The 14896-nt window shown below is 73.2% G+C and carries 14 protein-coding genes and 1 tRNA gene; 7 read left to right on the forward strand and 8 right to left on the reverse strand.

Annotation, left to right across the window (positions count from 1 at the left end):
- Nucleotides 1–166: 166 nt before the first annotated feature.
- From rsrA to P3H78_RS04930, 4 genes are all read right to left on the reverse strand, one after another.
- Entirely contained in the window at nt 167–475 is a 309-nt protein-coding gene (gene rsrA, locus P3H78_RS04915; protein ID WP_276107518.1) for a mycothiol system anti-sigma-R factor, read from the reverse strand.
- The gene (gene sigR, locus P3H78_RS04920; protein WP_276107519.1) at nt 472–1155 is read right to left on the reverse strand and encodes an RNA polymerase sigma factor SigR; all 684 of its coding nucleotides are present in this window, start codon (nt 1153–1155) and stop codon (nt 472–474) included. Before sigR ends, rsrA begins: the two co-directional genes overlap by 4 nt.
- 307 nt (nt 1156–1462) lie before the next feature.
- A complete protein-coding gene (locus P3H78_RS04925; protein ID WP_276107848.1) occupies nt 1463–2101 on the reverse strand; it encodes an alpha/beta hydrolase family protein in 639 nt (212 codons plus the stop codon).
- A gap of 10 nt (nt 2102–2111) precedes the next feature.
- Entirely contained in the window at nt 2112–2969 is an 858-nt protein-coding gene (locus P3H78_RS04930; protein WP_276107520.1) for an SOS response-associated peptidase, read from the reverse strand.
- Between the two features lie 50 nt (nt 2970–3019).
- Between P3H78_RS04930 and P3H78_RS04935 the strand changes: the two genes are divergently transcribed.
- From P3H78_RS04935 to P3H78_RS04950, 4 genes are all read left to right on the forward strand, one after another.
- A complete protein-coding gene (locus P3H78_RS04935; protein ID WP_276107521.1) occupies nt 3020–3742 on the forward strand; it encodes a M50 family metallopeptidase in 723 nt (240 codons plus the stop codon).
- 97 nt (nt 3743–3839) lie between these two features.
- Nucleotides 3840–5171, forward strand: a complete 1332-nt coding sequence (gene aroA / locus P3H78_RS04940) for a 3-phosphoshikimate 1-carboxyvinyltransferase (protein ID WP_276107522.1) — start codon at nt 3840–3842, stop codon at nt 5169–5171.
- 10 nt (nt 5172–5181) lie between these two features.
- On the forward strand, nt 5182–6201 hold the full coding sequence (rsgA, locus tag P3H78_RS04945; protein WP_276107523.1) for a ribosome small subunit-dependent GTPase A: 1020 nt from the start codon (nt 5182–5184) through the stop codon (nt 6199–6201).
- A gap of 121 nt (nt 6202–6322) precedes the next feature.
- Complete coding sequence (locus P3H78_RS04950) at nt 6323–6646, forward strand: DMT family transporter (RefSeq protein ID WP_276107524.1); 324 nt, start codon at nt 6323–6325, stop codon at nt 6644–6646.
- 37 nt (nt 6647–6683) lie between these two features.
- On the opposite strand, the gene P3H78_RS04955 is transcribed toward P3H78_RS04950, so the two are convergent.
- On the reverse strand, nt 6684–7298 hold the full coding sequence (locus P3H78_RS04955; RefSeq protein WP_276107525.1) for a TetR/AcrR family transcriptional regulator: 615 nt from the start codon (nt 7296–7298) through the stop codon (nt 6684–6686).
- A gap of 152 nt (nt 7299–7450) precedes the next feature.
- Here P3H78_RS04955 and hisN point away from each other — a divergent pair, with 152 nt between their 5' ends.
- The 3 genes from hisN (at nt 7451) to P3H78_RS04970 (ending at nt 9422) form a co-directional block, all read left to right on the forward strand.
- Nucleotides 7451–8251 carry a histidinol-phosphatase gene (gene hisN, locus P3H78_RS04960; RefSeq protein ID WP_276107526.1) on the forward strand — a complete coding sequence of 267 codons (801 nt, stop codon included), beginning with the start codon at nt 7451–7453 and terminating at the stop codon, nt 8249–8251.
- A 189-nt stretch (nt 8252–8440) separates the two neighbouring features.
- The gene (locus tag P3H78_RS04965) at nt 8441–8842 is read left to right on the forward strand and encodes a CBS domain-containing protein (protein WP_276107527.1); all 402 of its coding nucleotides are present in this window, start codon (nt 8441–8443) and stop codon (nt 8840–8842) included.
- Nucleotides 8843–9005: 163 nt separating this feature from the next.
- Nucleotides 9006–9422, forward strand: a complete 417-nt coding sequence (locus tag P3H78_RS04970; RefSeq protein ID WP_276107528.1) for a Fur family transcriptional regulator — start codon at nt 9006–9008, stop codon at nt 9420–9422.
- Nucleotides 9423–9600: 178 nt separating this feature from the next.
- Here P3H78_RS04970 and P3H78_RS04975 read toward each other — a convergent pair.
- From P3H78_RS04975 to P3H78_RS04985, 3 genes are all read right to left on the reverse strand, one after another.
- Nucleotides 9601–9674 (reverse strand) — tRNA-Met (locus P3H78_RS04975).
- A 77-nt stretch (nt 9675–9751) separates the two neighbouring features.
- On the reverse strand, nt 9752–11584 hold the full coding sequence (locus tag P3H78_RS04980) for a tetratricopeptide repeat protein (RefSeq protein WP_276107529.1): 1833 nt from the start codon (nt 11582–11584) through the stop codon (nt 9752–9754).
- A gap of 235 nt (nt 11585–11819) precedes the next feature.
- A complete protein-coding gene (locus P3H78_RS04985; RefSeq protein ID WP_276107530.1) occupies nt 11820–14795 on the reverse strand; it encodes a UPF0182 family membrane protein in 2976 nt (991 codons plus the stop codon).
- Nucleotides 14796–14896 lie beyond the last annotated feature (101 nt).

A 14896-nucleotide genomic window follows, 5' to 3' on the forward strand; every position in this document is an offset into this window, starting at 1 on the left:
GGAGGCACCGGGGCACCTGCGGGCGGGCTGCCCGCCAATTAGCACATTCGAGTGAAATCCCGCTGAAAATCCGGTGGAGTCCGAGCGGGAGCGGCACGGACGCCGGGCGCGGGCGGACGCCGTCCCGTAAGGACGCCCCGTCAGGGTGCCCGGTCGAGGCGTCCGGTCAGGACTCCGACGGAGTCACCGGCGCGGCGGCCGCGTCGCGCTCGGGAATCTGGCCGGAGCGGATCAGGTCGATCCGGCCCATCACCTTGGCGCGCAGGTCGGACGGGACGTCGTCGTGACCGCAGCACCGCTTCACGAGCTTCTTCACGGCCTGCTCCAGGCCGTACTTCTCCAGGCACGGCGAGCACTCCTCGAAGTGCTGCTGGAACTTGGAGCGGTCCAGGTCCGGCATCTCACTGTCGAGGAACTCGTAGAGGTGATCGAGTACCTCACTGCAGTCCGTCTCGTGCGGCTCTCCGCAGCTCATGAGCCCGACCCTTTCGCCTCGTCCGACTCCCCGGCGCCTGCCGGGACCAGGCCCCGCTCGCGGGCGTAGTCCTCGAGCATGCCGCGCAGTTGCCGGCGGCCCCGGTGCAGCCGGGACATCACCGTACCGATGGGTGTCCCCATGATGTCCGCGATCTCCTTGTACGCAAAGCCCTCCACGTCCGCCAGATACACGGCGATGCGGAATTCCTCGGGGATCGCCTGGAGGGCCTCCTTCACGTCCGAGTCGGGCAGGTGGTCCAGCGCCTGCGACTCCGCGGAGCGCAGTCCGGTCGACATGTGCGACTCGGCGCGGGCGAGCTGCCAGTCCTCGATCTCCTCGGCCGCGCTGCGCTGGGGTTCACGCTGCTTCTTGCGGTACGAGTTGATGAAGGTGTTGGTGAGGATCCGGTAGAGCCAGGCCTTCAGGTTGGTGCCCTCGCGGAACTGGTGGAAGGACGCGTACGCCTTGGCGTAGGTCTCCTGCACCAGGTCCTCGGCGTCGGCGGGGTTGCGGGTCATCCGCAGCGCGGCCGAGTACATCTGGTCCAGGAATTCGAGCGCGTCCCGCTCGAAGCGCGCGCTGCGCTCCGCGGTCGTCTCCGCGCCCGTGCCCCGGCCCTCGGGCTGCTCCGCCTGGCCGTTGTCGGTCCCTGCGTCGGTACCGGGAACCGGACCCACCTCCTCAAGCGATGTCGCAGGGCCGCCGACAGCGGTCCCGCTCGTTTCGGAGGATAGACGACGATCCGGTCCGTCCGCCGCCCGAAAAGCGGTGGCCCTGGCCGTGTGCAGCACGGTCCAGTCCAGGTCGGCGCGGCCGCTGCGGCGCGCATCGATCTCTGCCGGACGCAGCCCGTCCACGGGGTGGTGGGAGGGCGGGCAGATGGTCGAACCCATGCGGCGGACTTCCTCTCCTCGGACGTGCGGCGCCGGTCACCGGCGCTTGTGTCAGCTCCAACAGCGGCCGGGGTTCCGGCATTCCCGCCCGTCACCCGAGTGACGCGCTCCACTGGGCGACGCCGTCGGTGATGACGACGAGGGCCTGCTCCTGGGTGAGCGCGCCCCGCTTGGGGACCGCGAAGCCGTGGTCGCCGCCGGGCACCTCGATCAGCTCGTGGGGGCCCGCGGGGAACTCCTCCGGCTTCCCGAACGGGTCGTTCCCGCCCTGGACGACGAGGGTGGGCACCCCGGAGCCGAGCAGTTCCCCGGCCCGGGACCGCTCGGGCCGGCCCGGCGGGTGCAGCGGGAACGACAGGGCCAGGACGGCGTGCGCGCCCAGCTCGGAGGCGGTGCGGCAGGCCACCCGGGCACCCGCGCTGCGGCCGCCGGCGACGACCGGCGGCCCCGGCGCGGTCAGCGCGGGCCACAGCCCGCGCCAGCCGGTGTCCAGGGTCTTCGGCGCCGGGGCGACCTTCTTCCCGGCGACCCGCCAGGGCTGCTCGACGAGGGCCACGGTCACGCCGTGCCGGGGCAGCTCGCGGGCCAGGGCCTGGAGGTCCCGGGCCGCCACGCCCCCGCCGGCACCGTGGCCGAGGGCCAGCACCAGACGGGCCCGGTCCGCCCGGTGCCAGGTGAGGCGGGCGGTGCCGGCGTCGGTCTCGACGGTCTCGCTGGTCCCGGGTGTCACGTCCGTCACATCAGAAGAGTGTGCCCTCCTCCGGGGCCTCCAGCTCCTTCAGCAGCTCCGGGCCGTTGTTGCGGACGTTGCTGACGGCCGTGCCGACCGGGTAGGCGCGCATCAGGCCCTCGGGTGGCGGGGCGAGCAGCGCGCGCAGTTCCGCGGGGTCCGTGCGCGCCGGGTCCAGCCAGGCGTCCCAGCGGTCCGGGGTGAGCATCAGCGGCATCCGCGGGTGGATGTCGGCGAGTGCGCGCGGGCCGTCGGCGGGCGCGACGGCCAGCGGTGCCGTCTCCGCCTCGGTCGTGATCACCGAGCAGGTCACCCACCAGGCCCGCGGGTGGTCGTCGGGCAGGGTGCGGTCGCGCCAGAACTCGTAGAGCCCGGCCATCGCGAAGACCGAGCCGTCGGCCGGGGTCACGAAGTACGGCTGCTTGCGCGGCCGCTTGCGCCGGCCCTCGACCTCCAGCTCCCGCTCCCGGGTGCCGGTGACCCACTCGTAGTAGCCGTCGGCGGGCACGATGCAGCGCCGGGCGGCGAAGGCACGGCGGTAGGCCGGCTTCTCGTGCACGGTCTCCGCGCGCGCGTTGATCATCCGGGCGGCGCCCTCGGGGGACTTCGCCCAGGACGGCACCAGGCCCCAGCGCAGGGTGCGCAGCCGGCGAACCGGGCTGCCGTCGCCGGCGTCCTTCAGGGGGCGGTCCACGACGACGTGGACCTCCTTGGTCGGAGCCACGTTCCAGTCGGGCGCGAGGGTCTCCTCGGGCTCCCGCTCCCCCGCTCCCCCCTGCGACGGGGACGACACGGGGCCCCCCGTCCCGATCCCGAAGACGTCCGCGAGATCCTCTGGTCCGCGACTCGCTGCATACCGTCCGCACATGCATGCAACACTGCCAGACTTCACCCGACCCGAGGGAGCCACTCGCATCCATGGACAGCCTCGCCTCGACAGCGCTGCCCGGCATATGGGACCGCCTCACCGGCACCCAGCCCGCCCCCGCCCTGTGGGTGGTGATCGCCACCATGGTCGCCGCGCTCGTCGTCGTCGTGCCGCACACGCTGTGGCGGATCTCGCGCAACGCGATCACGATCGCCCACGAGGGCGGCCACGGGCTGGTGGCCCTGCTCACCGGCCGCACCCTCACCGGCATACGCCTGCACTCCGACACCAGCGGCCTGACGGTCAGCCGCGGCAAGCCGCACGGGATCGGCATGATCCTGACCGCGGCGGCCGGCTACACCGCTCCCCCGCTGCTCGGCCTCGGCGGCGCGGCCCTGCTGTCCGCGGGCCGCACCACGCTGCTGCTGTGGCTGGCCACGGCACTCCTGGTGGCGATGCTGATGATGATCCGCAATGCCTACGGGGCGCTGACCGTGCTGGTGGCCGGCGGCACCTTCGTGCTGGTTTCGTGGCAGACCGGGCCGCAGGTGCAGGCGGCGTTCGCGTACGCGGTGGTGTGGTTCCTGCTGCTGGGCGGGGTGCGGCCGGCGTTCGAGCTCCAGGCCAAGCGGGCCCGCGGGGGCGCCGGCGACTCCGACGCGGACCAGCTGTCGCGCCTGACGAACGTCCCGGCGGCGCTGTGGCTGTTCCTGTTCCACACGGTGTCGCTGTGCTCGCTGATCGGCGGGGGCCGCTGGCTGCTCCAGGGGTGAGGGCCCCAGCGGAACGGGGCACCGGGGCCGCGTTCCCGCACGGTGCAGGGCCCGCGGGCCAGGATTTCCGGTCGCCGCCTGCCACTAAAGTGGGTCCATGACCGTAAACCCCGCACACACCGCCCTCTGGCCCGCCCCCCACGCGAGCGGAGCCGTCGACGCGACGGTCCACGTGCCCGGGTCCAAGTCGGTCACCAACCGCGCCCTGGTGCTCGCCGCGCTCGCCTCCGAGCCGGGCTGGCTGCGCCGTCCGCTGCGCTCCCGGGACACGCTGCTGATGGCGGGCGCCCTGCGGGCCATGGGTGTCGGCATCGAGGAGACGGTGTCCTCCAGCTCCTCCGGTCCGGGCGGATCCGGCGAGGCCTGGCGGGTGATCCCGGCCGGCCTGCACGGCCCGGCGACGGTCGACGTCGGCAACGCGGGCACGGTCATGCGCTTCCTTCCGCCGGTCGCCGCGCTGGCCGACGGCCCCGTCCGCTTCGACGGCGACCCTCGGTCGTACGAGCGGCCGCTGCACGGTGTGATCGACGCGCTGCGCGACCTCGGTGCGCGGATCGACGACGACGGCCGCGGCGCGCTGCCGCTGACCGTGCACGGCGGCGGCGCCCTGGAGGGCGGCCGCGTCGACGTCGACGCCTCCTCCTCGTCGCAGTTCGTCAGCGCCCTGCTGCTGTCCGGTCCGCGCTTCAACCAGGGGGTGGAGGTCCACCACGTCGGCTCGGCGCTGCCGTCGATGCCGCACATCCGGATGACGGTCGACATGCTGCGCGCGGTCGGCGCCCAGGTGGACACCCCGGAGTCGGGCGGCGAGCCGGACGTGTGGCGGGTCACGCCCGGTGCCCTGCTCGGCCGGGACCTCACCGTGGAGCCGGACCTGTCCAACGCGCAGCCGTTCCTGGCGGCGGCCCTGGTCACCGGCGGCCGGGTGGTCGTCCCGGACTGGCCGGCGCGGACGACCCAGCCGGGTGACCGGCTGCGGCAGATCTTCACCGAGATGGGCGGTTCCTGCGAACTGTCCGAGCGGGGGCTGGAGTTCACCGGCTCGGGCGCGGTGCACGGCATCGACGTGGACCTGAGCGAGGTCGGCGAGCTGACCCCGGGCATCGCGGCGGTCGCCGCGCTCGCGGACTCCCCCTCCACCCTGCGGGGCGTGGCCCACCTGCGGCTGCACGAGACGGACCGGCTGGCCGCGCTGACCAAGGAGATCAACGAGCTCGGCGGCGACGTCACCGAGACCGCCGACGGCCTGCACATCCGCCCGCGGCCCCTGCACGGCGGGGTCTTCCACACGTACGAGGACCACCGCATGGCGACCGCCGGCGCGATCATCGGCCTGGCGGTCGACGGCGTCCGCATCGAGAACGTGGCGACGACGGCCAAGACGCTCCCGGACTTCCCGGAGCTGTGGGCCGGGATGCTCGGGGCATAGGACCGACGCCATGCGCCGCTACGGCAAGCACACCGACGAGGACGACATCCGCAGCCGCCCCAACCGCCGCGGCAACCGGCCCCGCACCCACATCCGCCCCAAGCACGAGGACGCTGCCGAGGGCATGGTGCTCACCGTCGACCGGGGCCGGCTGACCTGCCTGGTCGACGGCCGCACGGTGATGGCGATGAAGGCCCGCGAGCTGGGCCGCAAGGCGGCCGTCGTGGGCGACCGGGTCGCCCTGGTCGGCGACCTGTCCGGGGACAAGGACACCCTCGCGCGCATCGTGCGCATCGAGGAGCGGACGTCGGTCCTGCGCCGCACCGCGGACGACGACGACCCCTACGAGCGCGTCGTCGTCGCCAACGCCGACCAGCTCGCCGTGGTCACCGCGCTCGCCGACCCCGAGCCGCGGCCGCGCCTGATCGACCGCTGCCTGGTGGCCGCCTACGACGGCGGCCTCACCCCGCTGCTGGTGCTGACCAAGTCGGACCTGGCCCCGCCGGACAAGCTCCTGGAGCTCTACGGCGACCTGGACATCCCCTACGTCGTCACCAGCCGCGAGGAGCTGGCGAGCGGCGGCGCCGCGGACCGGGTCCGCGAGCATCTCACCGGCCAGGTCACCGCCTTCGTCGGCCACTCCGGCGTCGGCAAGACGACCCTGGTCAACGCGCTGGTGCCCGAGGACCGGCGGCGGACGACGGGCCATGTGAACGCGGTGACGGGCCGCGGCCGGCACACCACCACCTCGGCCCTCGCGCTCCCGCTCGGCGGCGCCGCGGCCGACGGCGGCTGGGTCGTCGACACGCCGGGCGTCCGGTCCTTCGGCCTCGCCCACATCGACCCGTCCCGGGTCATCCACGCCTTCCCGGACCTGGAGCCGGGCACCGAGGGCTGCCCCCGGGCGTGCGGCCACGACGAGCCGGACTGCGCGCTGGACGAGTGGGTCGCCGAGGGCCGTGCGGACCCCGCGCGCCTCTACTCGCTGCGCCGGCTGCTGGCCACCCGGGAGCGCAAGGAGGGCGACTGACCTCCGCGTTGTTTGTCGGGGTCCGCGCCCGGCAAGTGCATAATCGCACGGAGCCCGATCAGGCCTGCCCGCCCGGCCCGGCGCAGCGGTCACGGGTCGCGGACGTACGGGAGGACAGCACATGGCGTGGCTGCTGGTCATCGTGGCCGGGATCCTGGAGACCGGCTTCGCGGTCTGCCTGAAGCTGTCCCACGGCTTCACGCGGTTCTGGCCGACGGTCGCCTTCGCCTGCTTCGCCCTCGGCAGCTTCGGCCTGCTCACCCTCTCCCTCAAGAAGCTCGACGTCGGCCCCGCCTACGCGGTGTGGACCGGCATCGGGGCGGCGGGCACGGCCATCTACGGCATGGTCTTCCTCGGCGACCTGGTGTCCACGCTGAAGATCGTCTCGATCAGCCTGGTGATCATGGGCGTGATCGGTCTCCAGCTGTCCGGCTCCGCGCACTGACCGGACCGGCCCCGCCCGCACGGACTGCCCGGACCGCTCAGACCGGCCGCCGGTGCAGCGTGCCGCGCACCAGCTCGGCCACCCCGCCCTCGCCGGGCGGCGGGGCCGCCACGCACGACAGGGCCAGCCGGACCACCAGCTCGCAGGTGCGGGCCAGGTCGGCGGTGTCCGCCCCGGACCCGCCCGCCCCGGCCAGGTGGGCCACGGCGCGGTCACGGACCAGCGCCACGAGGTCGGTGGGCGACGGCAGCGGTCCGTCCGCCCGGCGCTGCGCGGGAACCGCGGCGGCGGCCGACGGCACCGCCGACAGCGTGGGGGCCGGCATCCGCGCGCTCCAGCAGCCGGTGAGCGCGGCCCGGACCAGCGCGTTGTCCCGGGCGGCCGCCGTGGTCCACTCGGCCGCCGCGACGAGCCGCTCCCCGGGGTCGACGGGGGCGGCGAGGGCGCGCTCGACGCCGGCGAGATAGGCGTCGGCCTCCCGGCGCACCAGGGCGCGGCCCAGGCCCTCCTTGCTGCCGAACTCGTTGTAGAGCGTCTGCCGGGAGACCCCGGCCGCGGCCGCCACCTCCACCATGCGCACGGCGGACCACGGGCGGCGTACCAGCGCCGTGCGGGCGGCGTCCAGCAGGGATTCCCGCGCTGCAGGCATCATCGCCTCCCCGGGCGAGCGGCTCTGCGCCCAGATTTGACGCGCCCGGCAGCACTGTCAAGGGTTCGCGGGCGCGGTGGAGCGCGGGCGGTCCGCACGCGCGGGCGGCGGCCCGGTGTGGCCCTGCCCGGACCGGGGCGGATACGGTTCGTCACATGCCCGACTACCTCGACGACCTGCGTCTGGCCCATGTCCTCGCGGACGCCGCCGACGCCGCGACCATGGACCGCTTCAAGGCCCTCGACCTCAAGGTGGAGACCAAGCCGGACATGACTCCGGTGAGCGAGGCGGACAAGGCGGCGGAGGAGATCATCCGCGGTCATCTGCAGCGCGCCCGCCCCCGCGACGCCGTCCTCGGCGAGGAGTACGGCGTCGAGGGCACCGGCCCCCGCCGCTGGGTCGTCGACCCGATCGACGGCACCAAGAACTACGTCCGCGGGGTCCCCGTGTGGGCGACGCTGATCGCGCTGATGGAGGCCGGCGCGGGCGGCTACCAGCCGGTCGTGGGCGTGGTGTCGGCGCCGGCGCTGGGCCGCCGCTGGTGGGCCGCCAAGGGCCACGGCGCCTTCGCGGGGCGCAGCCTGTCGCAGGCCTCCCGCCTGCACGTGTCCCGTGTCGCGCGGATGGCGGACGCCTCCTTCGCGTACTCCTCGCTCGGCGGCTGGGAGGAGCGGGGCCGGCTCGACGACTTCCTGGACCTGAGCCGACAGGTGTGGCGCACCCGCGCCTACGGGGACTTCTGGCCGTACATGATGGTCGCCGAGGGGTCCGTGGACCTCTGCGCCGAGCCGGAGCTGTCGCTGTGGGACATGGCCGCGAACGCGATCGTGGTCACGGAGGCGGGCGGCACCTTCACCGGCCTCGACGGACGGCCGGGCCCGCACAGCGGCAACGCGGCCGCGTCGAACGGCCTCCTCCACGACGAACTGCTGGCCGCGCTCGGCACGCACCGCTGAGCGGTACTCGGGGCGCCGCTGAGCGGTACACCCGTGCGTCGCGCGCCCCCGGCCGGCCACGCGCGCCCTCTTGTTGAGGTCTGAGGTTCCTGCGACTCTGAGAGTTCCCTCACTTGTGAACTTGTGAATCCGCGCACGTGCGGCCACACGCCCGCGTGCGCGGGTTCCGGTAGGAGGTGGCTCCAGTCCATGCTCGTCCGTGACGCCATGAGCACGGTGATCCTCACCGTCGGCCCCGCACACACCCTCCGCCAGGCAGCCGCCCTGATGTCCGCACGCCGCGTCGGCGCGGCCGTGGTGCTCGACCCCGACGCCGGCGGCATCGGCATCCTCACCGAACGCGACATCCTCAACTCCGTCGGGCTGGGCCAGGACCCGGACCGGGAGCACGTCCACGCCCACACCACCACCGAGGTCGTCTTCGCCTCCCCCTCCTGGACCCTGGAGGAGGCGGCCCGCGCGATGACGCACGGCGGCTTCCGCCATCTCGTCGTCCTCGACCGGGACGAGCCGGCGGGCATCGTCTCGGTCCGCGACGTCATCCGCTGCTGGGCCCCGGCCCACCGGCCGGCCGCCGCGGCGGCCCTCTGACCGGCCGGGCGACCCTCTGACCGGCCGGGCGGGCCGGGCCCCACCACGGGCTCCGGCCCGCCCGGAACACGACCCGGATCGACATGGATCGTGTCTAATTCGAGGCGTTCTCCAAAATCACACCCGTTCGGGATCTGACCCGCCTCCTGCTAGTCTGGACGGCATGAGTGACCTTCTGGAACGGCTGCGTGGACGCGGATGGCGCATGACCGCGCAGCGGCGCGTGGTGGCCGAGGTCCTCGACGGCGACCACGTCCATCTGACGGCCGACGAGGTCCATTCCCGGGCCGCCGCCAAGCTGCCCGAGATCTCCCGGGCGACCGTGTACAACACGCTGGGCGAGCTGGTCTCGCTGGGCGAGGTCCTCGAGGTCTCCACCGACCGGCGCGCCAAGCGCTACGACCCGAACGCGCACCGGCCGCACCACCACCTGGTCTGCGCACGCTGCGGCGCGATCCGTGACGTCCACCCGACGGGCGACCCGCTCACGGACCTCCCCGACTCGGAGCGCTTCGGCTTCAGCGTCTCGGACGTCGAGGTCACCTACCGCGGCCTGTGCCCGGACTGCGCCTCGGCCTAGCGGGCCACCACCCCCGGCTCCGACGAAGAACCCCGGCACCCGCGAGGAGCCGGGGTTCCGTGCTGTGCGCGGCCCGTCCACGCTGCGTGCGGACGGGGGCGACTCCGGCACGGGCATGGAGGACGCCGGGAACGACCGAGGGCCGGAACCCTTTCGGATTCCGGCCCTCGGCCTTCAGTAGCGGGGACAGGATTTGAACCTGCGACCTCTGGGTTATGAGCCCAGCGAGCTACCGAGCTGCTCCACCCCGCGTCGACAGATGGAACACTACGTGATCGTCGGCGCGGGATGCAAATCGCTTCCCCGGGGACCGTCCGCGGGAGCCGGCGCTACGCCGACAGCTCCTCCTTGAGGGCGTCCCGCAGGCGTGCCGCGCGCTCCGCGACCTCGGCCGGGCCGAGCCGCACCGCCTGGTCGGCCCACCGCTGCCCCTCGGACAGCTCGCCGCGCCGGGCGTACACGAGGGCCAGACGCAGCGCCGCGCGGCCGTGTCCGGCCTCGGCGGCCCGCGTCCACCACACGGCGGCCTCCGGCTCGCTGCCCTCGCGTGCGAGCAGCAGCCCGAGGTTGAACGCGCCGTTGCGGGAGCCGGCCTCCGCCGCCTCCCGGTACCACCGCGCCGCCTCGACGACGTCCCCCCGGGCCGCGGCCAGCATGCCCACGCGCACCTGGGCCCGCCGGTGCCCCTGGGAGGCCGCCCGCTCGTACCACTCCTCGCACTCGGTCTTCTCGTGCACCGCGGACTCGCCGAGCTCATGGGCGGGCACCGGCGGGCGGCGGGCGTCGAGCACGGCCGCCAGCCGGTACGCGGCCTCCGCGCTCCCGCCGCCGGCCGCGCACCGCAGATGCCGCTCGGCCTCGCGCTCGTCGCCCTCGTGCAACCGGGCCATGCCCACCTGGAGCGCCGCCTCGGTGTGGCCGGACGCGGCCGCCCGCTCGTACCACCGCAGCGCCTCGGCGTCCGCGCCCCGCCCGGCGTGGAGGATCCCGAGGTTGAACGCGGCGTCGACGCTGCCCGCCTCCGCGGCCTTGGAGAACCACGGCTCGGCGCCCGCCGTGTCCGCGCCCTGGAGCAGCAGGATCGCGAGCGCGTTCGCCGCCTCGCGGTGGCCCGCGTAGGCCGCCCGCCGGTACCACTGCTCGGCCTGGCCGGTCCGGCCCTGCTCGGCGCAGAGCAGCCCGAGGTTGTGGGCGCCGTTCACGTCGCCCGCGTCCAGGGCGGCCCGGTACCAGCGCTCGGCGGTCTGCGTCTCGCCGCGCTCGGCGTGCAGCGCGCCCAGTGCGTTCGCCGCGTTGCCGTCGCCGTCCTGGGCGGCCCGCAGCCACCACACGGCGGCGCTGTCGCCGTCCCCGGCGTCGCGGAGCAGGAAGCCGAGCGCGCAGGCGGCCCGCGCCTCGCCGTCCTTGGCGGAGGTCAGGTACCAGCGCCCGGCCTCCTTGAGGTCGCCGCGCCGCTCCAGGATCGTGCCGAGGTGCAGCGCGGCCTGCCGGTGGCCGCGCGCGGCGGCCTGCCGGTACCACTGCTCGGCCTCCTCGGCGCGGCCGACACCGTTGTCACCTTCGCAGTCCCCCGCGGCCCTGCGGTCCAGCTCCCGGGCCAGCCGGTACGCGGCCTCGCGGTGCCCGCACTCGGCGGCCACCCGCAGCCAGCGCTCGGCGCCGGCGTCCCCGCGGTGCTCCAGGAGGTCGGCGAGCGCGTAGGCGCCCAGCACGTGGCCCTGCTGGGCGGACTGGCGCAGCCAGTACTCCGCGGCCGGCTCGTCGCCGCGCTCGCGGTGGTGCCGGCCGAGCGCGTGCGCCGCCGCCGCCGAGCCGGCGACGGCGGCGATCCGCCACCATCCCGCGGCCTCGTCGGCGTAGCCGCGGGAGTGCAGGAGGACCCCCAGGTTGTTGGCCGCGGCCCGGTCGCCCGCGGCGGTGGCGGCCCGCAGGTGCGGCTCGGCCGCGTCGAGGTCGCCCCGGCGCAGCAGCATGGCGCCGAGCACGCTCATGGCCTCGACGTCGCCGGCCTCGGCGGCGAGCCGACGGCGCACCTCCTCGGCGGCCTCGTCGGCGGCCTCACCGGTCTCGTCCCGGTTCTCGCCCCCGATCTCGTCAGGATCGGAAGGCTGCACAAATCGCCCTGTCTCGAACAGAGTTGCCTTGTCCCCCATAACGTCCATCGTCGCACCACCCGCAACCCGGGTACACCTGGTATACCGCAGCCATCGAGGTCACTTCAGCGTTTTGTCGACATGCCCACAGAGAGACAAGTCAAACACAGATGGCCCAACTCCCCACACCGGCGCGGCCGCTCGGCAGGTCGGCACATCCGTTCGCACAAGCGGAGGGCCCGGATCCCCTCGGGGATCCGGGCCCTGCGCGCCGCCGGCCGGCGGCCCGGCCGGTCGGCGCGGTTCAGCCGCCGCTCGGTGCGGCACCCGGGCTGCGGCCCGGGGCCGGGGTGGCCGAGGGGGTCCCACCGCCCTTGCCGGCACTGCCCCCGCTGCCTCCCGCGGTCCTGTCCGCCCGGGACTGCGCCTGCTGGGCCCGCTTGAGCGCGTCCTGGAGGTCCTGCTGGGCCTGGCCGTACGCCTGCCAGTCGCCCTTCTTCAGGGCCGCCTGACCGTCGTCGAACGCCTTCTGGGCGTCCTGCAGGGCCTGTTCGGCGGTCGGGTTGCCCGCGGAGGGTGGTCGGCCCGTGCCGGTGTCCGCGGGCGGCCCCTCCGCGCCGAACACCGCGTCGAGCGCCTTGCCGAGGGTGTCCTCGAAGGCCGTGCTGCCGCCGTAGGTGACCAGCACCTTGCGCAGCAGCGGGTACTTGAGTCCACCGCCGCGTACGTAGACCGGCTCCACGTAGAGCAGTCCTCCGTCGAGCGGGACCGTCAGCAGGTTGCCGTACTCGATCTCGGAGTCGCCGCCCCGGATGAGGCGGACGAACTCGGCGATGTTCTGCTGCGAGTTCGAGTTGAACTGGCTCTGCACCTGCTTCGGCCCGTCGACGGTCTTGCTCGTCGGCAGCTTGAGGACTCTGATCTGGCCGTAGTCCCGGGTGCCGGCCTGCGAGTCGACGGCCATGAAGGAGCTGAGGTTGTCCCGGCCGTTCGGGGTGAAGGTGGTCGTCAGCGAGAACGCCTGGGCCGTCTGGTCGGGCATCTTCATGGTCAGGTAGTACGGCGGCACCGCGTTGCCCGACTTGTTCGTCGGGTCGTTCGGCACCTGCCACACCTCGCTGCCGCTGAGGAAGGTCTGCGCGTCCTGCACGTGGTAGCGGGTGAGCAACTCGCGCTGGACCTTGAACAGGTCCTGCGGGTACCGGAGATGGGCCATCAGCTCCGGCGAGATGGCGCCCTTGGGATGCACCGTGCCGGGGAACGCCTTCATCCAGGTCTTCAGGACGGGGTCCTCGGTGTCCCACTGGTAGAGCTTGACCTGTCCGGTGTAGGCGTCGACGGTGGCCTTGACCGAGTTGCGGATGTAGTTGACCTGGTTCTGCTGGGCGACGACCGCGCGCTGGTTGTTGTTGTACGTCAGCGAGTCGGCCGTGGTGTCGCCCAGGGTGGTGCGGGAGGCGTACGGATAGCCGTTCGTCGTCGTGTAGGCGTCGACGATCCACTGGATCCGGCCGTCGACCACCGCGGGGTAGGCGTCGCCGTCGATGGTCAGCCACGGGGCGACCGCCTCGACACGCTCCTTGGGGGTGCGGTTGTACAGGATCCGCGAGCCCTCTCCGATCGCACCGGAGTAGAGGATCTGCGGCTCCCCGAGGGCCACCGCGTACGCGGCGCGGTTGACCGGACTGGAGAGGCTGACGCCGCTCTTCTCCCGGTAGCTGGTGGTCTTCTCGCCGTTGTCGTCGGAGTAGTCGATCTCCTTCTGGGGACCGCCGACGATGGAGTAGGTGGTGGTCTTCTCGCCGTAGTAGACCCGCTGCTGGTACGTCCCGAGCTGCCCGGTGGAGGGCAGGTCGGACTCGGTGAAGACGGGCCGGCCGTTGGCGTCCGCCTCCGTGCCCTTGGCCGCGACCACGCCGTAGCCGTGCGTGTACCGGAAGTGGTTGTTGATCCAGTTCTTCTTCGGGATGCCCGCGAGGTTCAGCTCGCGCAGGCCGACCACCGTGTCCTGGACCTTGCCGTCCTTCGTGTAGCGGTCGACGTCCAGGTTGTTGGGGAAGGTGTAGTAGTTCCGCATCTGCTGGAGCTGCTGGAACGTGGGCGAGACGATGTTCGGGTCGAGGATGCGGATGCTGGCCGCCGAGTCGACGTCGTCGCGCAGCTTCGTCCTGTCCTTGGTGGCGCTCTCGCCGGCGTACTCGGACACCTTGGTGTCGTCGATGCCGTACGCCTCACGCGTCGCCTTGATGTTCTTGGCGACGTACGGGGCCTCCTTGGCCTGCTCGTTCGGCTGGACCTGGAACTTCTGGACGATCGCCGGGTAGAGGCCGCCGATGAGGACCGCCGACAGCACCATCAGGCCGAAGCCGATCACGGGCAGCTGCCAGGTGCGCCGCCACAGGGCCGCGAAGAACAGCAGCGCGCAGATGACGGCGATGCAGAAGAGGATGGTCTTGGCGGGCAGGTAGGCGTTGGCGTCGACGTACCGCAGGCCCGTCCAGTTGCCGGCGGCCTTGAAGTCGCTGGACTTCACCGCGAGCCCGTACCGGTCGAGCCAGTACGCCACCGCCTTCAGGGCCACGAAGACGCCGAGCAGCACCGACAGGTGCCCGGTCGCCGCGGACGTGGCGCGCGCGCCGGGGCTGGTCACGCGCAGCCCGCCGTACAGGTAGTGCGTGAGCGCGGCCGCGATCAGGGACAGGATCGTGGCGGCGAAGCCGAAGCCGATCAGGAACCGGTACCAGGGCAGGTCGAAGGCGTAGAAGGAGACGTCGAGGTGGAACTGCGGGTCCTGCTGGTGGAAGGGCACGCCGTTGACCCACATCAGCCAGGTGCGCCACTGGCTCGCGGCCGAGGCGCCCGCGACCAGGCCCACCAGCGCGGTGATCCCGCACAGCAGCCACCGTTTGAAAGGCGCGATGCCCATGCGGTACCGGTCCAGGCTCTGCTGCTCCGTGGACATCGCGCTCAGCGGGGGCCGCATACGGTGCGCCAGCCAGATGTTGAAGCCGACCGCGGCCGCCATCAGCAGGCCGAAGACGGCGAACAGCCCGATCTTGGTCCACAGGGTGGTCGTGAACACGGACGAGTAGTGCACGGAGCGGTACCACAGCCAGTCCGTCCAGAAGCCCGCGAACATGGTGAACGCCATGCCCAGGACGGCCAGGACCCCGAGCGTCGTCAGCAGGGTCCTGGCGCGCCGGGACGGGCGGCCCACTCTGATCCGCGGTCCCGTCGGGCCCCCGCCGCGGTCGGGCATCTGGAAAGCCAAGGTGCGCACCTCGAAAGTCGGTCTCGAATCACTGTCGTTGCGTCGGGCCCCCGTCGCCGTGGACCGTCCGGTGGGCCCCCGTGATCGCGGGCCCACACCTATGCAACTTA

It is taken from the genome of Streptomyces tropicalis (genome assembly GCF_029269835.1).
GTDB lineage: Bacteria > Actinomycetota > Actinomycetes > Streptomycetales > Streptomycetaceae > Streptomyces > Streptomyces tropicalis.